We start from the raw sequence: 21,653 nt of genomic DNA, 5'->3' as shown, positions 1-21,653 counted from the left end.
TTAATACGCCTCAGAAAGAAACGCCCGTTTCGGTCACATTGCCTCGGACAATCGACAGCCTGTTACACAGGAGTCGGGCCGCCTTCAGTTCGGGAACTGCATGATGTCGCTATTTTCACCTTCGAGCCGTTCGCTGACCCGCGATGTCAATCGCATCGTCAACCTGCGCCGCAAGCTCGGCTTAGGTGTTGCGTTGCTGCTTTTGCTTAACCTCGGCACGTTTGCCGGTGGCGTCTGGCTAGGACGGGATCTGGACGCTGCTCCTGAGCACGAGTCGGCACGTCTCGAAGAGCCGGACGTTGGTTATGAACAGCGGTTCGCCATCGCGCGCGTCGGCAAAGTGGTGGGGCGGCTGAAAACGCTGGAGTCTGATGTACTGGCGCTGCAGCAGATGATGAGTGAACAGCGTGTTCTGACTGCGCAACTTTCCACGCTCGACCCAAGTTTGCTTCCAGTGTTGCTTCCTCAGGATTCGGCCAGCGGCAGCACTGGGCAGGGCGGGATTCTGCTGCCTCCGCAAGGCTGCTCAGGCCAGCCGCTGTTGAAGGCAGACGGCCTCTCGCTGGAGGACCTGGAACGCACCGAGGCGTCAGCTAGCTGCATGCGCGCCGTGCTGGATGGGATGATGCAACGGGCAGCCGAGCGCAACGCAGCTCTGATGGCTATACCGTCGCGGCGGCCGGTGGGTGAGGCGCGCCTCGGTTCATCCTTTGGCAACCGTATCGATCCGTTCAGGAAGCAAGCGGCGTTCCATTCCGGTGTGGATTTCTCGTTGCGCTCCGGTTCTGCAGTCACAGCTGCAGCGGGAGGTCGGATCCGCTTTGCCGGCGTTCGAGGCGGTTATGGCAAGTTGGTGGAAATCGATCACGGCAACCGCCTGGTGACGCGCTACGCGCACCTGTCGCGGATGGACGTGCGAACTGGTGATGTGGTGACGCCTGAGCAGCGGATCGGCTCAGTCGGTTCCACCGGGCGCTCTACGGGCCCGCACCTTCACTTCGAGGTACTGCACAAAGGGCAGTTCGTCGATCCTCAGCGCTTTCTCGCGCTCGGCGATCTAGAGCGAGTCGACGATGTTCAGGCTTACGACTAGAAGACCCGACACGCGGCGGCTGGTGCGTGGTGAGCACCGCCTGTTGGTCACTCGTACCTCCCGCCCATGGCTATGGCTTGTCTTACTGTTGCTCTGTGTGATCGGGGCGCTGGTGTATTTCCGTGTTGCGGAAGATGTCGGTCAGGAGCAGCGTCGCGCGGTGTTAATCGCTGAGAATCAGGCGCTTCGGGTTGCACTCGCACAGGCCGACCTCAAGAACCAGGAAGCCGAAGCGACACAGGAGCAGCTTCTGGGGCGTATCACCAAGTTGTCTGCGCAAATCGAACGATTGCAGACCGATCTGGCTTTCTTCCGACAGCAGAAGAAAACCCGCTAAACGTTTTGGAGTAGTTGAATGTTTAATAAGAAAAAATCAGTGCCTCGGGTCGTCATTGACCAGTTTTCGAGCCTGATTTCCGGGAATCTTTCGCTTGTCGGCGACATGGAGTTCGAGGAAGGACTCAAGGTTAGCGGCGCGATACGCGGCAATGTGTGCCACAAGCCGGGTACCCATAGCCTTCTGGCGCTGAGCGCCGACGGCCGAATCGAAGGCAACGTCAGCAGTTACGATGCGCTGATTGACGGCACCATCATTGGTGATCTGGTTGTAGAACATCTGCTCGAGCTGCATTCCAACGCGCGGGTATGCGGCAATATCCGCTACCGCCAGCTGAGCATGGAAAACGGTGCCATCGTCGACGGCACGCTCAATCGGATGGGGGATGATGAGGAGGCCGGACAGGTCTTCGAACTACCGCAGCCTCAGGCTCGCGAGGGCTGAAGCGACAGACGCGAACTCCCGGTCCGCGTTTTCAGTGCTGTCATCACTCGTTGAGCTATCGAGGTTGCTTTTTCCAGGCGCGACTGGCAATCACCACCAGCGTTATCGCTGTCAGCGGTACGACATACCCGATCATCGCGTCGCCGAAGGTTTCGGCAAACGGGCGCCCGGTGCTGGCCATTACGAGATACACCGTGTACGCGATGTAATAGGCTAGAAACAGTAGGCCTTCCCAACGATTGATGCTGTAGCCGGTGAAGAATATCGGCAGACAGGCCAACGCCACCGCGATCATGACGGGGAAGTCGAACGCGAGTGCACTGGCCGCCACGCCGATCGCGTCTGGCGATACGAGCGATGCCAGCCCCAATACGCAAAGCAGATTGAATATGTTGCTGCCAACGATGTTGCCGACGGCGATGTCGCGTTCGCCACGAATGGCCGCCAGTATCGAGGTTGCCAGTTCTGGCAGTGAGGTGCCGACGGCGATCACTGTCAGTCCAATGACTAGCTCAGACAGGCCCAGCGCCCGCGCCAGCGATACCGCACCTTCCACCAGGAAGTTGGAACCCGCGACAAGCAGTACCAGGCCGACAAGCACCAGGCCTGCGTTAATCAAACTGGCATAGCGCTTGGGTTGCGTATCAGGGCCGTACTCTTTGGAGAACTCATCGTCCGCCATCGCCGCTGCGTTAGCGCGACGGCTGCTGATGATCAAGAACAACGTATAGCCGACCACTGCCGAAAATAGCAGGGCGCCGTCGAGTCGGCTGAGCGCGCCGTCCCAGGCCAAGGCGTAGGTGATCAGGCTGGCGCCGATCATGATCGGTACATCAAGACGTATCAGCTGGCGCGAGACGACTAGCGGCGCAACCAGCGAGGTCATGCCGAGGATTAACAGTACGTTTGCGATGTTGCTGCCCAGCACGTTGCCGATGGCAATATCACCGCTGCCGTTCAGCGATGCCTGCACGCTTACTGCGGTTTCAGGCGCACTGGTACCGAAGGCTACGACGGTGAGGCCGATGATCAGCGGCGGAATGCCGAACTGCGCGGCCAGCTTGGCCGCACCGCGCACCAGAACTTCAGCACCGGCGACAAGAAGCACCAGGCCGGCTATCAAATAGACGAAGGTCATCAGGGACACGAAAGAGTTGCTCCAAGGGAAGAGGCCGGGTGGCTCAGCGCTGGTGTTTCCAGGCGCGCAGAAAGATCACCAAAAGCGTGATGGCGGTCAAGGGCAATACGTACCAAGTCATTGCATGACGCAAGAGGTTGATTGCCGGTAAGCCAGTCGAAAACATCACCAGATAAAGGGTATAGGCGGCGTAGTAGCCAAAGAACAGCAATCCCTCCCAGCGATTGATGCGGTAGCCGGAAAAAAATATCGGTAGGCAGGCTGCGGACACCGCGAGCATGACGGGCAGGTCGAACGCCAACGCGTTTGGCGAAATAGAGAGGCCGTCGGCCGAGACGACCGCGCCCGCGCCGAGGACCAATAACAGGTTGAATATACAGCTGCCCACGACATTGCCGACCGCAATGTCCCGCTCGCCTCGGTAGACAGCCAGCAGCGAAGTCGCCAGCTCCGGCATCGACGTGCCTACCGCAACAACCGTCAGCCCGATCACCAGCTCCGACAATCCCAATGCCCTGGCAAGTGAAACTGCGCCTTCAATCAGCAGGTTGGAGCCGAGAATCAACAGCGCCAAACCGAGCAGTACGAGTAGCAGCTGCATGACCCAGCTGAACGGGCCCTCGGCTGTATCGGTATCAGGTTGCACCAACGACTCGTCCACTCGAGCGAGCGTCTTTTCGCGTTTGCTCGCTGCCACTAGAAACGCGGTGTAAAGCAACAGAAACGCCAACAGGATGCAGCCATCCAGACGGCTAACGCTGCCATTCCAGGCCAGGGCAAATGTCAGCACGCCTGCGCCGATCATCACCGGTACGTCAAGGCGCACCAATTGACGTGACACCACCAACGGCGCGATGAGTGCTGAAAGACCGAGGATGAGCAGGATATTCGCAATATTGCTGCCGATGACGTTGCCGACGGCGATGTCGCCGCTGCCGTCTAAAGACGCCTGGATGCTGACCGCTGTTTCCGGTGCGCTGGTGCCGAATGCAACGACGGTGAGGCCGATGATCAACGGTGATATGCCGAAGCGCGCGGCTAGCTTTGAGGCGCCACGGACCAAGCCTTCGGCGCCTATGACCAGCAGAACGAGACCGCCAATCAGGTAGCCAAACGTCAACAAACTCATCAAATCTCCTCTAGGTGATTCTGCTAATACTCAGTCAAGTGTCTCGATCTTGACGGGGGCGACGCCATCCTCCAGCAGGTCTATTCGGTTAGCGGCGACCCTGGATAAGTCGATGATTCGACCCGGCTTGTAAGGTCCTCGATCATTAATCCGAACGGTTACCTGCTTGCCGTTTTCAAGATTGGTGACCTGTACGCGTGTATCGAAGGGCAGCGTTTTATGGGCAGCGACCAGCTCGTTCTGATTGAAGGTTTCGCCGCTTGCCGTCTGCTCGCCGTGAAAGCTGCGCGCGTAATACGACGCCTTGCCCTTCTGGGTCAGCGTACTTTCGGTTGCGTCTGCCTCGGGCGATTCGGTACAGCCGGCGCCAAGGGCGAGCAGGAAAGGGAGGGTCAGCATTCTGGTTTGCATGAGCAATCCTTCCTGAACGGATCAGGCAGCGGTTTCTGGTTCGGTCTCGTCAGGTTTTGAGCACGTGAGCGCGCGGCCGTTCACTCATCCGTTTGGCGCGGTGGAGAATTCACGCGGTGTAGAAGTAACGGGCCCAGACGGGCCCGTGCTAATCAGCCTTCCAGCTTGCGCTTGAGCAACTGGTTGACCTGAGCGGGGTTGGCCTTGCCCTTTGAGGCTTTCATGGCCTGGCCTACGAAGAAGCCGAACATCTTGCCGCGCTTGGCTTCGTCGCTGGCGCGGTACTGCTCGACCTGCTCGGCGTTGGCGGCTAGCACCTCGTCCAGCATCTTTTCGATGGCACCGGAATCGGTGACCTGCTTGAGGCCTTTCTTCTCGATGATCTCGTCAGCCGAGCCTTCGCCGGCGGCCATCGCTTCGAAGACCATCTTGGCGATTTTGCCGCTGATGGTGTTGTCCTTGATGCGCAGGATCATGCCGCCCAGTTGTTCGGCCGATACCGGAGACTGGTCGATCTCAAGACCTTCCTTGTTGAGCAGACTGGACAGTTCGCCCATCACCCAGTTGGCGGCCAGCTTGGCGTCACCGCAGACTTTTTGCACCGCTTCGAAGTAATCGGCCATTTCGCGACTGGCCGCCAGCACGTCGGCATCGTAGGTGGATAGACCAAACTCGCGTTCGAAGCGTGCACGCTTCTCGACGGGTAGCTCCGGCAGGCTGGCGCGGATTTCATCGAGGAAAGTCTGCTCGATCACGACCGGCAGCAGGTCGGGGCAGGGGAAGTAGCGGTAATCGTTGGCTTCCTCCTTGCTGCGCATGGAGCGCGTCTCGTCCTTGTTCGGGTCGTACAGACGGGTTTCCTGCACCACCTTGCCGCCATCCTCGATCAGTTCGATTTGCCGCTGCACTTCGTGATTGATTGCCTTCTCGATGAAGCGGAAAGAGTTGACGTTCTTGATCTCGGCGCGGGTGCCGAACTCGGCCTGTCCCTTCGGGCGTACCGAGACGTTGCAATCGCAGCGCAGCGAGCCTTCGGCCATGTTGCCGTCGCAGATGCCGAGGTAGCGCACCAGGGCGTGAATGGCTTTGACATAAGCCACCGCTTCCTTCGCGGAACGAATATCCGGCTCGGAGACAATTTCCAGCAGTGGCGTGCCGGCGCGGTTCAGGTCGATCCCGCTCATGCCCTGGAAGTCTTCGTGCAGGCTCTTGCCTGCGTCTTCTTCGAGGTGGGCGCGGGTGATGCCGATGCGGCGCGTGGTGCCATCTTCCAGGGTGATGTCCAGATAGCCCTTGCCGACGATGGGATGGTCCATCTGGCTGGTCTGATAACCCTTGGGAAGGTCCGGGTAGAAGTAGTTCTTGCGCGCAAAGACGTTCTTCTCGGCGATCTCGGCATCGATCGCCAGGCCGAACTTGCAGGCCATGCGCACGGCTTCGGCGTTGAGCACCGGCAGGGTGCCGGGCATGCCGAGGTCAACCAGGCTGGCCTGGATGTTGGGCTCGGCACCAAAGGTGGTGGCGCTGCCCGAAAAGATTTTCGATTGAGTCGCGAGCTGTGCGTGGATTTCCAGCCCGATCACGGTTTCCCATTGCATGTGTTCGTCCTCAGAATCCGCTCGGAGCTTGTTTGTGCCATTCAGTGACCTGCTGGTACTGATGGGCGACGTTGAGCAGGCGACCTTCCTGGAAGTAGGGCGCCAGCAGCTGCACGCCTACCGGCAGACCGTCGATGAAGCCCGCCGGCATGGAGAGGCCGGGGATGCCCGCGAGGTTGGCGGTGATGGTGTAGATGTCTTCGAGGTAAGCCGAGACCGGGTCGTTGTTCTTTTCGCCAAGCTTCCACGCCAGGTTCGGTGTGGTCGGGCCGAGGATGACGTCGACGTCGTCGAAGGCGCTGACGAAGTCATTCTTGATCAGTCGGCGGATCTTCTGTGCTTTCAGGTAGTAAGCGTCGTAGTAACCGGCGGACAGCGCATAGGTACCTACCATAATCCGGCGGCGGACTTCGTCACCGAAGCCCTCAGCGCGGGAGCGCTTGTAGAGGTCGGTCAGGTCGACCGGGTTTTCGCAGCGGTAGCCGAAGCGTACGCCGTCGAAACGCGACAGGTTGGAGCTGGCCTCGGCCGGAGCGATCACGTAGTAGGAGGGGATCGCGTGCTGCATGTTCGGCAGGCTGATCTCCTTCACCGTGGCGCCAAGCTTCTTCAGCACCTCGACTGCCGCCATCACCGCGTCGGCGATCTTGGCATCCAGGCCCTCGCCGAAGTACTCCTTCGGCAGGCCGATGCGCAGACCGGTCAGCGGCTTGCTCAGCGCGGCGAGGTAGTCGTCCAGCGGCTGGTCCACGCTGGTCGAGTCCTTTGTATCGAAGCCGGCCATGGCGCCGAGCATCAACGCGCAGTCTTCAGCTGTGCGGGCCAGCGGGCCGCCCTGATCGAGGCTGGAGGCGTAAGCGATCATGCCCCAGCGCGATACGCGGCCGTAGGTGGGCTTGAGGCCGGTGAGGTTGGTCAGCGCCGCAGGCTGGCGGATCGAACCGCCCGTGTCGCTGCCTGTGGCCGCGGGCAGCAGCCGCGCCGCAACCGCCGCGGCGGAACCACCGGACGATCCACCGGGCACACGGCTCAGGTCCCAAGGGTTCTTTACCGGGCCGTAGTAGCTCGACTCGTTAGCCGAGCCCATGGCGAACTCGTCCATGTTCAGCTTGCCCAGCGACACGGCGCCAGCGGCGGCCAGCCGCTCGACCACAGTGGCGTTGTAGGGCGATTGGAAGCTGTCGAGTATCTTCGAGCCGCAACTGGTGCGGATGCCCTGGGTGCAGAACAGGTCCTTGTGACCGATCGGTGCACCCAGCAGAGCGCCGCTCTCGCCGTTGGCGCGGCGCACGTCAGCGGCTTTGGCCTGGGTGATGGCCTGCTCTTCGGTGACAGTAATAAAGCTGTTCAGCTGTGGGTCGAGCTGCTGGATGCGCGCCAGCAGCGAGCGGGTCAGCTCCTCGGCGGAGAACTGCTTGTCGCCAAGCGCGCGGGCGATCTCGGCGAGGGTCAACTGATGCATGTCGGCGTCCTTCATTACTCGATCACCCGCGGAACCAGATACAGGCCGTCTTCCACGGCCGGGGCGATGGCCTGATAGGCGTCGCGCTGATTGCTTTCGGTGACGGCGTCGGAGCGCAGCCGCTGGTAGGTCTCCAGCGGATGCGCCAGGGGTTCGATGCCGCTGGTGTCGACGGCCTGCATGCGGTCGATCAGGCCGAGGATGTTGTTCAGGGTCTCGGTGGTGCGGGGCAGGTCGTCTTCATTCAGGCCCAGGCGGGCCAGATGAGCGATCTTTTCCACCTCGGAGCGTTCAAGCGCCATCGGGAATCTCCAACAGGAAGCGAATCGGGTATGCCTTCCGTCGGCAAAGGCCAACACAAGGGCAACGGTGTCGAACCGCGGCGGCGGGCATTCGAGCCCGGAAAAGCCGTCAATCTTACATGCCTGAGGCGCTTGTCGGTAGCACGGCTGCGGCTTGCGGCCCCTGCGATGAACTGATGGCGCTGTCCATTTTTCGCGCAGTGGCTCACGTCTGACCAGATAAGCGCGGACACGCGCCTTGCCCTAACTTCCCACCATTGTTAGAGTTTGCGGCACTTTTTTCCCCACGCGTTTGCCCCAGGGCCCTTTCTCCATGTTCAAGAAACTGCGTGGCATGTTTTCCAGCGATTTGTCGATCGACCTGGGCACTGCCAATACCCTTATTTATGTGCGCGATCGCGGCATCGTCCTGAACGAGCCGTCGGTCGTCGCCATCCGTACCCATGGCAACCAAAAAAGCGTTGTTGCTGTAGGTACCGATGCCAAGCGCATGCTTGGCCGCACACCGGGCAACATCAACGCCATCCGCCCGATGAAAGACGGCGTGATCGCCGATTTCAGCGTCTGTGAAAAGATGCTGCAGTACTTCATCAACAAGGTTCACGAAAACAGCTTTCTCCAGCCCAGCCCTCGCGTACTGATCTGCGTTCCCTGCAAATCTACGCAGGTTGAGCGCCGTGCAATCCGTGAATCTGCGCTGGGTGCCGGCGCGCGTGAAGTCTTCCTGATCGAAGAACCCATGGCAGCCGCCATCGGCGCCGGCCTGCCTGTCGACGAGGCCCGCGGCTCGATGGTGGTTGATATCGGCGGCGGTACCACGGAGATCGCGCTGATCTCCCTCAATGGTGTGGTTTACGCCGAATCCGTCCGGGTGGGCGGGGATCGTTTCGACGAGTCCATCGTCACCTATGTGCGTCGCAACTATGGCAGCCTGATCGGCGAATCCACTGCGGAACGCATCAAGCAGGAAATCGGTACGGCATTCCCGAGCAGCGACATCCGCGAAGTCGATGTGCGTGGCCGTAACCTGGCCGAAGGTGTACCGCGCAGCTTTACCCTCAACTCCAACGAAGTACTCGAAGCGCTGCAGGAATCCCTGGCGACCATCGTGCAGGCGGTCAAGAGCGCGCTTGAGCAGTCGCCACCTGAGCTGGCTTCGGATATTGCCGAACGTGGCCTGGTGCTTACCGGCGGTGGCGCGTTGTTGCGCGACCTCGACAAGCTGCTGGCTCAAGAGACTGGCCTGCCAGTGATCGTGGCGGAAGAGCCGCTGACCTGCGTGGCACGCGGCGGTGGTCGAGCCCTGGAAATGATGGACCGTCACGCCATGGACTTGCTGTCCACTGAGTAAGCTCAAGCGATAAGCTCCAAGCGCAAGCCGATAGCAGGCCAGGGTCTGCTCTCGGCTTGTCGCGTTTAGTTTGAAGCTGTAGCTGCGAGGACTTGTCAATCAAACCACTATTCGCCAAAGGACCTTTGCTCGGAGTGCGCCTCTTGGTGCTCGCCGTACTTTGTGTCGCGCTAATGGTGGTAGATGCCCGTTTCGAGACGCTCAAACCCTTGCGCAGCCAGATGGGGCTGGTGCTAACGCCGTTTTACTGGCTGGCCGACCTCCCGGTTCGCACTTGGCAGCGCGCCACCGAGCAAATTACCAGCAGCACGAGCCTGGTGGCCGAGAACGAAAAGCTCAAAGCGGAGGCGCTGCTCATGCAGCGGCGTCTGCAGAAGCTGGCGATGCTGACCGAGCAGAATGTGCGCCTACGCGAACTGCTCAACTCAGCGGCGCTGGTAGACGACAAGGTGATCGTCAGCGAGCTGATTGGGCTGGATCCAAATCCCTTCACGCATCGGATCCTCATTGACAAGGGTGAGCGTGATGGCGTGTTTCTCGGTCAACCGGTGCTCGATGCCAGCGGGCTGATGGGGCAGGTCGTCGAGGTGATGCCCTATGCCGCACGCGTGTTGCTGCTGACAGACGTGACCCACAGTATCCCGGTACAGGTCAATCGCAACGGGCTGCGCGCGATTGCGGTGGGCACCGGTAGTCCGGATTATCTCGAGCTGCGGCACGTGGCTGAGACAGCCGACATCAAAAAGGGCGATCTACTGGTCAGTTCGGGGTTGGGGCAGCGCTTTCCTAGCGGTTATCCGGTGGCCCAGGTGACTGAAGTGGTGCGCGGATCGGGCCAGCCTTTCCTGATCGTCCGCGCCATTCCCACGGCCATGCTCAATCGCAGCCGTTATCTACTGTTGGTTTTCAGCGATTCGCGATCACCAGAGGAGCGCGCCACGGCGGCTGCCCAGGCGCAGGAGTCCGCCGATCGCGAGGCCGCCGAGCAGGCTTCACCTGAGTCCACGGAGGGTTCAGCGGAACCGCCCTCCCAAGCACCCGTTGCCCCGAATACCACGCCGGAATCTGCCGGGGCGCCGCAATGATCAGCGGACGATTGAACAATGGCTGGGTTATCTGGCTGTCGCTGTTGGTCGCTCTGCTGCTCAGCGTGGCGCCAATGCCGGAGAGCTTTGGACTCGCGCGTCCGCTCTGGCTCGGCATGTTCATCGCCTACTGGGCGATCGCGTTGCCCCACCGGGGCGGCATGGGCGCAGCGTTTTTCTTCGGCCTGATGCTCGATGTCCTGTCGGGCACCCTGCTTGGGCAGAACGGGCTGCCGCTGATCCTGGTGACGTTTCTGGTGCTGAGCCTGCAGCAGCGTCTGCGCATGTTCCCGTTGCTGCAGCAAAGCTTGGTATTGCTGGTCATTCTCGGGCTCGGGCAGCTTGTGCAGCTATGGCTGAACACCTTGACTGGCAACCGCCCGCCCACGCTTCTTTTCCTCGTCCCGGTGCCTGTGAGCGCATTGCTCTGGCCGTGGGTTTTCGTCGCCCTGCAATGGGCGCGGCGGCGCTTCAACGTCTACTGACTCGGTAATCGGTCCGCCCGGCAACTTCCGGGTTTTGTGTGGATATGCGAACCTGCCTCGCTCTTCACGCAAGGAGGCAGCATGCCTGCATTGTTTCTCGCTTCCGCGTCACCGCGCCGCCGCGAACTGCTGAGGCAGATCGGCGTTCCCTTCTCTCTTCTGTCGGTCTCTGTCGATGAGACGCCCGATTCCAATGAGACGCCTGAGGTCTACGTCCAACGCCTCGCGCGCGAGAAGGCCCTGGCGGGTCTGGCGCTCGCCGACGATGCGTCCGCGTGTGTGCTCGGTGCAGACACCACGGTCGTGCTGGATCAGATAATTCTCGGAAAACCTGCTGACCGGGCAGAGGCGCTGGCAACGCTGGAGGCGCTGTCAGGTCGCGAGCACGAGGTTATGACGGCCGTTGCCCTTGCAAGCCAGTCGGGTTGCGTGGTCCGTCTGGTGACCAGTCGCGTGCGCTTCCGCGCCATCAGGCGCGACGAGGCTGAGGCGTACTGGGCCAGCGGCGAGCCGCAGGACAAGGCGGGTAGCTACGCCATCCAAGGCTGGGGGGCGGTATTTGTCAGCGCCTTGGAAGGTAGCTACTCCGGCGTAGTCGGCTTGCCGTTATGTGAGACTGCGCAGCTGCTCGATGCACATGGGGTAGCGTACTGGACCAAAAGCTCCGTCTAGAGCCTGTGGATTGACGGCGTATCCCGTTAGAATCGAACCCATTGGTCAGCTTCGGCTGGTTCACCCGTCCATCGGCCGAGAATAAAAATGAGCGAAGAAATCCTGATGAACATCACCCCGATGGAATCGCGGGTGGCGGTGGTGGAAAACGGTGTCCTACAGGAAGTGCATGTCGAGCGCACCCAGCGGCGGGGCATCGTTGGCAACATCTATAAAGGCAAGGTGGTGCGGGTGCTTCCGGGCATGCAGGCGGCCTTCGTAGACATTGGCCTGGAGCGTGCCGCCTTCATTCATGCCTCGGAAATCTCGAGCCGAGAAGGCAACGCGGTTGAGCCGATCAGCGCGCTGGTGCACGACGGGCAGGCGTTGATCGTGCAGGTCACGAAGGACCCGATCGGCACCAAGGGCGCTCGGCTGACCACTCAGTTATCGATACCCTCGCGTTATCTCGTCTACATGCCCAAGACCAGCCACGTCGGCATCTCGTTGCGGATTGAAGATGAAGGCGAGCGTGAGCGGCTCAAGCAGGTGGTCGCCGAGTGCATCGAGGCCGAAGGGATCAAGGAAACCGGTGGCTTCATCCTGCGCACCGCGGCCGAGGGAGCCGGGAGCGACGAGATCCTGATGGACATCCGCTACCTGCGCCGGCTCTGGGAGCAGATCGACAGCCAGATGAAAACCGCCGGTGCGCCTTCGGTCATCTATGAAGACCTGTCGCTTGCCATGCGCACGCTGCGTGATCTGGTCAACCCGCGCATCGAAAAGATTCGCATCGACTCCCGCGAGAATTTCCAGAAGGTCAGCCAGTTCGTAGGCGAGCTGATGCCCGAGCTCGGCGAGCAGCTGGAGCATTATCCGGGCGAGCGCCCCATTTTTGATCTCTACAGTGTCGAGGACGAGATTCAGAAAGCCCTCGAGCGCAAGGTCATGCTCAAGTCCGGCGGCTACCTGATCATTGATCCGGCCGAGGCAATGACCACCATCGATGTCAATACCGGTGCCTTCGTTGGTCATCGCACCCTTGAAGAGACCATCTTCAAGACCAACCTCGAATCAGCCACGGCCATCGCGCGTCAGCTGCGGCTTCGGAACATCGGCGGCATCATCATCATCGATTTCATTGACATGGAGGACGAGGAGCACCGTCGGCAGGTTCTGCGCACCCTGGAGAAGCAACTTGAGCGCGACCACGCGAAGACCAACATCATCGGGATTACCGAACTAGGCCTGGTACAGATGACGCGCAAGCGCACCCGCGAGAGCCTTGAGCAAGTGCTCTGCGAACCCTGCCTTTGTTGCCAGGGGCGCGGCAAGCTGAAGACGCCAGAAACGGTCTGCTACGAAATCTTCCGCGAGATCCTCCGCGAAGCCCGCGCCTATCAGCCGGAAGGCTATCGCGTGCTGGCAAACCAAAAGGTGATCGACCGTCTGCTGGACGAGGAGTCGGGCAACGTCGCCGATCTCGAGAGCTTCATCGGCCGCTCGATCAAATTCCAGGTTGAGACCATGTATTCCCAGGAACAGTACGACGTGGTGCTGCTCTGAATAGACGCGAGTTAGGCCATCGTGGCCTGGGTGTGCGGGGCAAATCAGTATGAGTCAGCTCCTGGTACATGTTCTCGGCGTTCTACGCCGTAGCCTCTGGCTGGGCGCGATCGGACTGATACTCCTGGCGCTCTACGTGAGCCTTGGCCGGCAATTGTTGCCGTTGGCGTCGGAGTACCGTCTTGAGGTGCAGGACAAGGCTCGAGATCTGCTACAGATGCCGGTCGCACTCGGCAAGCTGGAAGGGCGTTGGGAGGGCTTTTCACCCCAGCTGCTTGCTCACGATGTGATCCTGGGTGAAGGGGATGCGGCCGTGCGGTTGGATCGGCTCGCACTGGTCCCGGATGTGGCTGCCAGCATCCTGTCCCGTCAGTTGAAGCTGCAAAGTGTCGAGTTCGTTGGGGCGCAGCTGAGCGTCAAGCAACGTGCGGATGGCAGCTGGGGTGTCGAAGGGCTGCCGGACCGCGGCGGGCAAGCGCCCACCGATCTGACCAAGCTGTTCGCCGAACTGAAGAAGATTCAACGGCTGCGGCTCCTGGATAGCCAAATTACCCTTGAGGCGAATGGCGAAGCGCCACTCACGCTGACTTATGCCAACCTCGAATTGCGCATCGCCGGTGAGCGACTTCGCCTCGATGGCCGCCTGTTGCTGCCGGACGGGCAGCCACTGAGTTTGAATGCTCAGGCTCGGGTGCCCGTGCAAGACTGGCGAGCCACCGAGGCCAAACTCTATCTCAGCCTGCCGCAGAGCGATTGGGCGGCCTGGGCGCCGGCAAGTCTGAGCGCCAGCTGGACGCTGGCCGAGCTCGAAGCGGGAGGGGAAGTATGGCTCGACTGGCGCGAGCGCGGCCTGGCTCGCGCGGTGGCCCGTCTGAACGTGCCGGCTCTACAGATAGGCCGAGAGAAACGCGAGCCGGTTCAGGTCGGCGATCTGGCGGTGCAGGCGTATTTGGACCGGACGATTCATGGCTATCGACTGCAACTGAATGGCTTGGCCTTTACCTTCAATGAGCAACGTTGGCGCGACACCGCGGTGGTGGTCCAGCAGCACACCGATGAGAATCGGTGGCACCTGCGAGCCGACCATCTGGCGATCGGGCCGGTGGCGGCGCTGGTTCATGCATCGGCTCCGCTGCCCGATGTAGCAAACGACTATCTGCTTGGGTTGGCTCCGAGCGGAACGCTACGCAATCTGCAGCTCGATTATCAGCCGACGGCGTCGAGCGCCGAACGTTTGAGGTACACCGCTAACCTCGATGCGGTGAGCATCGCCGCCCATCAGTGGGTGCCCGCGGTGAGCAACGTCAGCGGTGCCGTCGAAGGCAATCTGGCCGGCGGCGAGCTTCGTTTCGATAATCACAATTTTGCGCTGCATCTGGCCGAGCTTTTTCCCGAGCCTTGGGCGTATGAGCGTGCTCGCGGTAGCCTGCGCTGGACGGTAGATAAGCAAGCCATCACGCTGGCCGCACCCTATCTCCAGGTTGATGGCGAAGAAGGTCGCATCGCGGGTGATTTCCTGATCCGACTCATGCGCGATCCGGCGGCTGAAGACTACATGGACTTGCGTGTTGGCATTTCTGATGGGGATGCACGTTACACGCAGAAGTACCTGCCGACGCGCTCGCCTGCGTTGAGTCCGGCGTTGAGTGAATGGCTGCATACCGCGATTCGCGGCGGTAGGGTTGAGCAGGGCTATTTCCAATATCAAGGCGCGTTGGCCGCCGAAGCCGATGCAACCGCGCGCAGCCTGAGCTTGTACTTCAAGGTGAAAGACGCCGAGCTTGCATTTCAACCTGGCTGGCCGGTGCTGCGTGATGGGCGCGGCGAAGTCTTGATCGAAAACAGCGGGGTGCGAGTGCGTCTTGCCGAAGCGCGCATGCTGGATAGCCGTGTGCATGCCGCCACAGCGGAAATTCCTCGTAACCAGGGCGCTCAGCCTCTGCGGCTGAAGGTTGAAGGGCACGTGGATGGTCAGCTGCGAGATGCGCTTACGCTGATGCAGGTCGCACCCATTGGAACCGATGAGCTGTTTGCGGGTTGGCATGGAGATGGGCCGTTAAACGGGACGCTGAGATTGGACATCCCGCTGGCCCAAGGTGAGCGCCCTCACATTGCCGCCGAGTTCACCAGCCGCGATGCGTCCTTGTTCATCGCTCAGGCAGACCTTCAGCTTGAAGCGCTGGACGGTGAGTTTCGCTATGACAGCGAGCAGGGTTTCAGCGCCCAGGGGATCCGCGGGCGCGCGCTAGGCAGTTCACTACAGGCCAAGGCAGTTGCGACCGGAAAACCAGGCCGTCCGGCCACGCGGATCGAAGCGTCGGGTACCGTGCCAGTGCAGCGGATCTTGGCATGGGGGAACATAGACCAGCCATTACCCATCGCTGGCGACTTACCTATCAGGCTGAACCTGTATTTCGGCGGAGACGACAACCGTTTGCAGATAGATTCGTCGCTTGTGGGGACAGTGCTGGAGCTGCCCGCGCCGTTTGGCAAGAAGGCCGAGGAACGGCGCGACACTACCTTACGAGCAACACTGGGTGGAGATCGGCAACGTTACACGCTCAGGCACGACGCGCTTGCGGCAATGACGTTTGTCGCGCGCGGTGGCGACTGGGCCGAGGGCGGTGGCGAGCTGGTGCTGGGCGGCGCCGCGGCAAATCTGCGCACGGATCAGGGGCTTTATGTGCGTGGCAATCTAGCCCGGTTCGATCTGAGCGAATGGCAGGCGCTGATCAAGACGTACGGAGAAGGCGCGACGAACCAAACGAGCGCATCGATGCTGCGTCAGGTTCAGCTCGATGTCGGCACCTTTGAAGGCTTCGGCACGCGTATCGATAATCTTGGCGTTGCCCTGCAGCGTATTCCGGCGGGCTGGTTGCTTGGCTTGGATAGCGACAGGGTGGTCGGCGCTGTTCGTTTGCCGGACGACGATGGTCAGCCCATCGCGATGGATTTGACGCGATTGCGCTTGCCAGCGGCCGCTCCGGTCGATCCCCAGGCGCCGGCGCGCGATGCGCTGGCTGGTGTCGATCCGAGGGGGCTGCCGGCAATGGATATTGCCGTCGCCGAAGTGTTGCGGGGGGACGAGCTACTGGGAGCCGGATCGTTAAAAATTCGGCCGAGCCCTAAGGGGGCTGCGTTTTCAGATATCGATCTGAACCTCAAGGGATTGAAGCTCGGCGGGGAGGGTGGCTGGAACACCTCACGTACCTGGTACAAGGGTCGGCTCGAAGGCGAGAACCTCGCAGACGTATTGCTGGCATGGGGGTTCGCACCTTCGACGACGAGCGAAGACTTTCGCCTGGAAGTGGACAGCAGTTGGCCGGGCTCCCCCGCGTACTTCTCGCTGAACCGATTGTCCGGCAACCTTGACGCCCGGTTGCGCAAAGGCCAGCTTCGTGAAGTGGACGGTGGCGCACAGGCACTGCGCGTTTTCGGCCTCCTCAATTTCGATTCCATTGGAAGACGTTTGCGGCTGGATTTCTCGGATCTGTTCAGTAAAGGACTGAGCTACGATCGGATCAAGGCCGAGCTGAAGGCAACCGACGGTGTCTATGTCACCTCTCAGCCGCTGACAGTGGCCGGGCCGTCCAGCAACCTTGAGCTGGACGGTCGCTTGGACCTGGTGAATGATCGGATCGACGCCAAGCTACTGGTGACGCTCCCGGTCAGCAACAACTTGCCGTTAGCGGCGCTGATAGTGGGCGCGCCTGCGATCGGCGGCGCCCTGTTCGTTGTCGACAAACTGCTCGGAGACAGGGTGGCTCGCTTTGCGACCGTCCAATACAGCGTCGAGGGCCCGTGGCAGTCACCAAAGATCACATTCGACAAGCCGTTCGAAAAGCCCAATTGACGCCGGTTGCTTCATCTCGCGCGGGGGAGCGTGCCCAACCATGACCCTAGCCGTTATCCAGATGGCCAGCCAGGCCGATATCCAGACTAATCTTGCGCATGCCCGGCGGCTCCTTGAGGGTGCGGCCGGGGCCGGCGCCCAACTCGTGGTACTGCCCGAGAATTTTGCCGCCATGGGACGAACCGACTTGGCGGCGGTCGGGTACGCCGAAGCCGAAGGGCGGGGACCGATCTTGCCGTGGTTGAAGCGGGCCGCGCGAGACCTCCAATTATGGATAGTGGCCGGTACGCTACCCCTCCCGCCAGATGACCAGCCAGAGGCAATGGTCCGGGCCTGCTCGTTGTTGATCGATGACCAAGGCGATCGGATTGCGCGGTACGACAAGCTGCATCTGTTCGACGCTGACGTCAGTGATGCACACGGGCGCTATCGGGAATCTGACAATTACGCAGCGGGAGAGCGGTTGGTCGTGGTGGATACGCCAGTGGGCCGGTTGGGGATGACGGTATGTTACGACCTGCGTTTCGCTGAACTGTATTCCGCACTGCGATTAGCCGGCGCCGAACTGATAAGCGCCCCGTCGGCGTTCACCACCGTGACCGGGCAGGCGCATTGGGAGATGTTGATACGCACGCGGGCCATCGAGACTCAATGCTATATGCTGGCCGCAGCGCAGGGTGGTGAACACCCTGGAGGGCGGCTGACCCATGGTCACTCGTCTATCGTGGATTACTGGGGGCGCGTATTGAGCGAGCATGCCACTGGCGAAGCGGTTCTGGTTGCCGGGCGAGACGCTGCCGAACAGGCGGCGACGCGCCGGCACATGCCGCTGCTGAACCACCGCCGATTTACCGCGCCCCTTATCGTCTCGGGCACTTTGGAGTAGATATGAGTGAACTGTTGTTACCTGTTACCGAGCGCCTGCTGACACCGGGCGGGTTGGGCCTAGACGACTTGCCGGGCCTGCTCGGCGAGTTGGCCGGCCCCGGTATCGACGCGGCAGATCTGTATTTTCAGGATCAGGTGACCGAATCCTGGGTATTAGAGGATGGCATCGTCAAGGAAGGCGGTTTCCACCTGGAGCAAGGCGTGGGGGTCCGCGCCCTGTCTGGCGAAAAGACCGGCTTTGCCTACAGCAATGCGATCACCGCCGACGCGCTGCGCCAGGCCGCCGAAGCGGCCCGTTCGATTGCCCGCGGCGGTCAACAGGGCCGGGTTCAGGTGTTATCGAAAGCCGCCTTTACCCCTCTGTATAGCCGTGACAACCCGCTTGATGGGCTCGGCCGGGCGGAGAAGGTTGAACTGCTCAAGCGTATCGACGTGGCCACTCGGGCGCTGGATCCGCGTATCAAACAGGTCACCGTAAGCTTGGCCGGGGTGTGGGAACACATTCTGGTGGCCGGCCTGGACGGCGGCATGGCGGCTGACATACGTCCACTGGTTCGCTTCAACGTCAGTGTCATCGTCGAGCAGAACGGCCGACGTGAGCGCGGCGGGCAGGGCGGTGGTGGCCGTACGGGATATGAATATTTTCTCAGCGAAGACCGGGCGATGGGTTATGCCCGTGAGGCGCTGCGCCAGGCCCTGGTCAATCTGGATGCGGTTGCGGCGCCGGCTGGTACCTTGCCGGTCGTCCTCGGGCCGGGCTGGTCGGGCGTGTTGCTGCACGAAGCCGTGGGACATGGGTTGGAAGGCGACTTCAATCGCAAGGGCAGTTCGGCCTACAGCGGGCGGGTTGGCCAGCAGGTCGCTTCCAAACTGTGCACCATTGTGGATGACGGCACGTTGGCGAATCGTCGTGGCTCTTTGAGTGTGGATGACGAAGGCACGCCGACCCAATGCACCACGCTGATCGAGAACGGAATCCTCAAAGGCTATATTCAGGACAAGCTGAATGCGCGCTTGATGGGCGTTTCGCCTACCGGCAACGGCCGGCGTGAGTCTTACGCTCACCTTCCGATGCCGCGTATGACCAACACCTACATGCTGGCAGGCGAGAGCGACCCGGAGGAAATCATTCGCTCGGTTAAGAAGGGGATTTACTGCGCGAGCCTCGGCGGCGGCCAGGTAGACATCACCAGCGGCAAATTCGTTTTTTCGACCAGCGAGGCCTATCTGATCGTAGACGGCAAGATCACGGCGCCGGTAAAAGGCGCGACATTGATCGGCAACGGACCGGAGGTCATGAACAAGGTTTCGATGGTCGGCACCGATCTGGCTTTGGACAGCGGCGTCGGCACATGCGGCAAAGATGGTCAGTCAGTACCGGTTGGCGTGGGTCAGCCAACCTTGAAGATAGACGGCATCACGGTTGGCGGGACAGGGGCCTGACGGGTGTTGCTAGCCGTCAGGCGGAGCGGGAAGCCGTCGCGCTATTGCCGGTCGCTGGGCTCACGGCTCGCAGCGCCTGGTCAGCGCAGGCCGCGCTGGGTTTCGTCCAGGTCGCGGATGTACTTGAATATCTTGCGACTCGCGGCGGGCGGCTTGTTACGCGCTGCTTCATGCTGGGCATGACGGATGAGCCCGCGCAGATGCTGGCGGTCGGTTTCCGGGTATTCGGTCACGAACGCTTCCAGCGTTTCGTCGTTGCCGCCGATCAACCGGTCGCGCCAGCGCTCCAGCGCATGGAAGCGTTCGTTGTACTGACGTGTGGACGCATCGAGTTGATCAACGAGCGCCAGGATGGCGTCGACGTCCTGATCACGCATCAGCTTGCCGATGTATTGCACGTGACGCTTGCGGGCGATATGAGCAGTGTGTTTCGGCGCATCGGCGAGGGCCTTGCGCAATGCGTCAGTCAACGGTAGACGGTCTAGTACGTCGGGCTTGAGCGTCGTGAGGCGCTCACCTAGGTCTTGGAGGGCGTGCAGCTCACGTTTGACCTGGGTTTTGCTCTTTTCCTCGAAGCCGTCGAGATCGGAAATGTCAGACATGGGGCTAGTCCAGTAGGAAATGCCGCCATGATAACAGCAGCCTCGCTGCGGAGCTCAGCCGAGCACCGAGGGCTTGCGACTTGATGGAATCAGTTGTTGGAGTGTTTATGAGTGAAGTAGAGGGGATTGGCCCGCACGCGTTGCCCGGACTGCGCGAAAAAGTGTCGCGGATCATCGAAGAGGCCAGCCGGCAGGGTGCTAGCGCCTGTGAGGTGTCCGTCTCGATGGAGCAGGGCCTGTCGACGACGGTCCGGCAGCGGGAAGTAGAGACCGTTGAGTTCAATCGTGATCAGGGCTTCGGTATTACGTTGTACGTCGGTCAGCGCAAGGGCTCGGCGAGCACAACCGGCAGTGGCGACGAAGCAATTCGTGAAACCGTGGCGGCCGCGCTTGCGATTGCCAAGCATGCGTCTGAAGACGAGTTCGCCGGGCTCGCCGATCCTGCCTTGATGGCGACCGATGTTCCGGATCTGGATCTCTATCATCCCTGGGGCATTTCGCCGGATGAAGCCATTGAGCTGGCGCTCAGCTGCGAGGCGGCGGCCTTCGCCACTGACAGCCGCATTCTCAACGCCGACGGCACCAGCTTGAGCACTCACCAAGGAAGCCGCGGTTACGGCAATAGCAATGGCTTCATTGGCGCGTATTGCAGCACCCGGCATAGCCTGAGCAGCGTGATGATCGCCGAGGCGGATGGCCAGATGCAGCGGGATTACCACTACGATGTTTCCCGTGTCGCCAGTGATCTGGCCTCTGCCGAGTCAATTGGCAGGCGTGCCGCTGAGCGTGCCGTTCGCCGCTTGGGCGCCCGGCCCGTATCGACCTGCGACGTGCCCGTGTTGTTTTCGTCGGAGCTGGCGACGGGGCTGTTCGGCCATTTCCTCGCTGCAATCTCTGGCGGCAATCTCTATCGCCAGTCGTCTTTCCTGGAAGGCGCGCTGGGAGAAACGCTGTTTCCCGAGTGGTTGAGCCTCGATGAGCGCCCGCGTCTACCACGTGGGTTGGCAAGCTCCGCATACGATGGCGACGGACTCGCAACCTATGCCAAGCCGTTCGTCGAGAATGGCAGGCTGCTCTCCTATGTACTGGGAACCTATTCCGGACGCAAGTTGGGAATGCCCAGTACCGCGAATGCCGGCGGCGTGCACAATCTCTTCGTGACCCACGGTGATGAAGATCAGGCGGCCCTGGTTCGTCGCATGGGGCGGGGATTGTTGGTCACTGAACTGATGGGGCAGGGCTTGAACCTTGTCACCGGTGACTATTCCCGTGGCGCTGGTGGTTTCTGGGTAGAGAACGGTGAGATTCAGTTCCCGGTTCAGGAGGTCACCATCGCGGGCAACCTGCGGGACATGTTCCGTCAGATCGTTGCGGTGGGCTGCGATGTCGAAACGCGTAGCAGCATTCACACCGGATCGGTGCTTATCGAACGGATGAAAGTGGCGGGGCAGTAACGAGGTGCAGGCTGGCCGTAATCAAAATGTAGAAGCGGCCGAGTGAGGTGAAGGCACGGCGATGATTCGCTTGCCGGCCACTATTCGCCCTCCTCGAAATAATCCTCGATAAGCGCGATCAACGCTTGTAGCGCCTCTTGTTCCTGCTCGCCTTGGGTATGCAGGTGCAAGGTGGTGCCTTTGCTGGCGGCGAGCATCATCACAGCCATGATGCTCTTGCCATCGATGAGCGATTCAGCGCAGCGACCCACGCGGACGTCGCAAGGGTATTGATTGGCGACGCCGACGAACTTCGCTGCCGCTCGGGCATGTAGCCCAAGCTTATTGATGATGGTGATCTCGCACGCAGGCATGTGAATTC

20 protein-coding genes are annotated in these 21,653 nt (G+C 61.0%); 12 read left to right on the top strand and 8 right to left on the bottom strand.

Annotation, left to right across the window (positions count from 1 at the left end):
• Window positions 1-103: 103 nt before the first annotated feature.
• The 3 genes from K4O48_RS15970 to K4O48_RS15960 are packed head-to-tail and all read left to right on the top strand — an operon-like array spanning window position 104 to window position 1,874.
• Complete coding sequence (locus K4O48_RS15970; RefSeq protein ID WP_222912124.1) at window positions 104-1,093, top strand: M23 family metallopeptidase; 990 nt, start codon at window positions 104-106, stop codon at window positions 1,091-1,093.
• Window positions 1,074-1,430 (top strand): hypothetical protein, encoded by a 357-nt coding sequence (locus K4O48_RS15965; protein WP_222909358.1) that lies wholly within the window; start codon window positions 1,074-1,076, stop codon window positions 1,428-1,430. The genes K4O48_RS15970 and K4O48_RS15965 overlap by 20 nt, the downstream gene beginning before the upstream one ends.
• Before the next feature lie 18 nt (window positions 1,431-1,448).
• Window positions 1,449-1,874 (top strand): polymer-forming cytoskeletal protein, encoded by a 426-nt coding sequence (locus K4O48_RS15960; RefSeq protein WP_222909357.1) that lies wholly within the window; start codon window positions 1,449-1,451, stop codon window positions 1,872-1,874.
• A gap of 55 nt (window positions 1,875-1,929) precedes the next feature.
• Here the strand turns inward: K4O48_RS15960 and K4O48_RS15955 are convergent, their stop codons facing one another.
• From K4O48_RS15955 to gatC, 6 genes are all read right to left on the bottom strand, one after another.
• Complete coding sequence (locus tag K4O48_RS15955; RefSeq protein ID WP_222909356.1) at window positions 1,930-3,021, bottom strand: calcium/sodium antiporter; 1,092 nt, start codon at window positions 3,019-3,021, stop codon at window positions 1,930-1,932.
• Window positions 3,022-3,055: 34 nt separating this feature from the next.
• Entirely contained in the window at window positions 3,056-4,141 is a 1,086-nt protein-coding gene (locus K4O48_RS15950; RefSeq protein WP_222909355.1) for a calcium/sodium antiporter, read from the bottom strand.
• A 30-nt stretch (window positions 4,142-4,171) separates the two neighbouring features.
• Window positions 4,172-4,552 carry a septal ring lytic transglycosylase RlpA family protein gene (locus tag K4O48_RS15945; protein ID WP_222909354.1) on the bottom strand — a complete coding sequence of 127 codons (381 nt, stop codon included), beginning with the start codon at window positions 4,550-4,552 and terminating at the stop codon, window positions 4,172-4,174.
• Between the two features lie 152 nt (window positions 4,553-4,704).
• Window positions 4,705-6,150: an Asp-tRNA(Asn)/Glu-tRNA(Gln) amidotransferase subunit GatB gene (gatB, locus tag K4O48_RS15940; protein ID WP_222909353.1), complete on the bottom strand. Its 1,446-nt coding sequence runs from the start codon at window positions 6,148-6,150 to the stop codon at window positions 4,705-4,707.
• A 10-nt stretch (window positions 6,151-6,160) separates the two neighbouring features.
• Window positions 6,161-7,612, bottom strand: a complete 1,452-nt coding sequence (gene gatA / locus K4O48_RS15935; RefSeq protein WP_222909352.1) for an Asp-tRNA(Asn)/Glu-tRNA(Gln) amidotransferase subunit GatA — start codon at window positions 7,610-7,612, stop codon at window positions 6,161-6,163.
• A gap of 14 nt (window positions 7,613-7,626) precedes the next feature.
• Window positions 7,627-7,914 (bottom strand): Asp-tRNA(Asn)/Glu-tRNA(Gln) amidotransferase subunit GatC, encoded by a 288-nt coding sequence (gatC, locus tag K4O48_RS15930; RefSeq protein ID WP_222909351.1) that lies wholly within the window; start codon window positions 7,912-7,914, stop codon window positions 7,627-7,629.
• A gap of 313 nt (window positions 7,915-8,227) precedes the next feature.
• Here gatC and mreB point away from each other — a divergent pair, with 313 nt between their 5' ends.
• The 8 genes from mreB to tldD all read left to right on the top strand — a co-directional run bounded on the left by mreB (window position 8,228) and on the right by tldD (window position 19,236).
• On the top strand, window positions 8,228-9,265 hold the full coding sequence (mreB, locus tag K4O48_RS15925) for a rod shape-determining protein MreB (protein WP_045424672.1): 1,038 nt from the start codon (window positions 8,228-8,230) through the stop codon (window positions 9,263-9,265).
• A 125-nt stretch (window positions 9,266-9,390) separates the two neighbouring features.
• Window positions 9,391-10,350, top strand: coding sequence for a rod shape-determining protein MreC (gene mreC / locus K4O48_RS15920; RefSeq protein WP_222912123.1), 960 nt, complete (start codon window positions 9,391-9,393; stop codon window positions 10,348-10,350).
• On the top strand, window positions 10,347-10,835 hold the full coding sequence (mreD, locus tag K4O48_RS15915; RefSeq protein WP_222909350.1) for a rod shape-determining protein MreD: 489 nt from the start codon (window positions 10,347-10,349) through the stop codon (window positions 10,833-10,835). The genes mreC and mreD overlap by 4 nt, the downstream gene beginning before the upstream one ends.
• Before the next feature lie 81 nt (window positions 10,836-10,916).
• Window positions 10,917-11,507 (top strand): Maf family protein, encoded by a 591-nt coding sequence (locus K4O48_RS15910; protein ID WP_222909349.1) that lies wholly within the window; start codon window positions 10,917-10,919, stop codon window positions 11,505-11,507.
• A gap of 87 nt (window positions 11,508-11,594) precedes the next feature.
• Window positions 11,595-13,052, top strand: coding sequence for a ribonuclease G (gene rng, locus K4O48_RS15905; RefSeq protein ID WP_222909348.1), 1,458 nt, complete (start codon window positions 11,595-11,597; stop codon window positions 13,050-13,052).
• A gap of 49 nt (window positions 13,053-13,101) precedes the next feature.
• On the top strand, window positions 13,102-16,905 hold the full coding sequence (locus tag K4O48_RS15900) for a YhdP family protein (RefSeq protein WP_222909347.1): 3,804 nt from the start codon (window positions 13,102-13,104) through the stop codon (window positions 16,903-16,905).
• A gap of 40 nt (window positions 16,906-16,945) precedes the next feature.
• The gene (locus tag K4O48_RS15895) at window positions 16,946-17,791 is read left to right on the top strand and encodes a carbon-nitrogen hydrolase family protein (RefSeq protein ID WP_222909346.1); all 846 of its coding nucleotides are present in this window, start codon (window positions 16,946-16,948) and stop codon (window positions 17,789-17,791) included.
• Between the two features lie 2 nt (window positions 17,792-17,793).
• Window positions 17,794-19,236, top strand: coding sequence for a metalloprotease TldD (gene tldD / locus K4O48_RS15890; RefSeq protein ID WP_222909345.1), 1,443 nt, complete (start codon window positions 17,794-17,796; stop codon window positions 19,234-19,236).
• Window positions 19,237-19,316: 80 nt separating this feature from the next.
• Here tldD and yjgA read toward each other — a convergent pair whose 3' ends face one another.
• Window positions 19,317-19,838 (bottom strand): ribosome biogenesis factor YjgA, encoded by a 522-nt coding sequence (gene yjgA / locus K4O48_RS15885; protein ID WP_260523644.1) that lies wholly within the window; start codon window positions 19,836-19,838, stop codon window positions 19,317-19,319.
• Between the two features lie 107 nt (window positions 19,839-19,945).
• Here yjgA and pmbA point away from each other — a divergent pair, with 107 nt between their 5' ends.
• Complete coding sequence (gene pmbA, locus K4O48_RS15880; protein WP_222909344.1) at window positions 19,946-21,292, top strand: metalloprotease PmbA; 1,347 nt, start codon at window positions 19,946-19,948, stop codon at window positions 21,290-21,292.
• Window positions 21,293-21,372: 80 nt separating this feature from the next.
• Here the strand turns inward: pmbA and K4O48_RS15875 are convergent, their stop codons facing one another.
• Complete coding sequence (locus K4O48_RS15875) at window positions 21,373-21,645, bottom strand: HPr family phosphocarrier protein (RefSeq protein WP_222909343.1); 273 nt, start codon at window positions 21,643-21,645, stop codon at window positions 21,373-21,375.
• Window positions 21,646-21,653: the final 8 nt, after the last annotated feature.

It is taken from the genome of Pseudomonas sp. DNDY-54, from assembly GCF_019880365.1.
Classification (GTDB): Bacteria; Pseudomonadota; Gammaproteobacteria; order Pseudomonadales; family Pseudomonadaceae; genus Stutzerimonas; species Stutzerimonas stutzeri_P.
The sequence above is the reverse complement of the archived record's forward strand: the minus strand, read 5'-3'. Positions and strand labels throughout refer to the sequence as shown.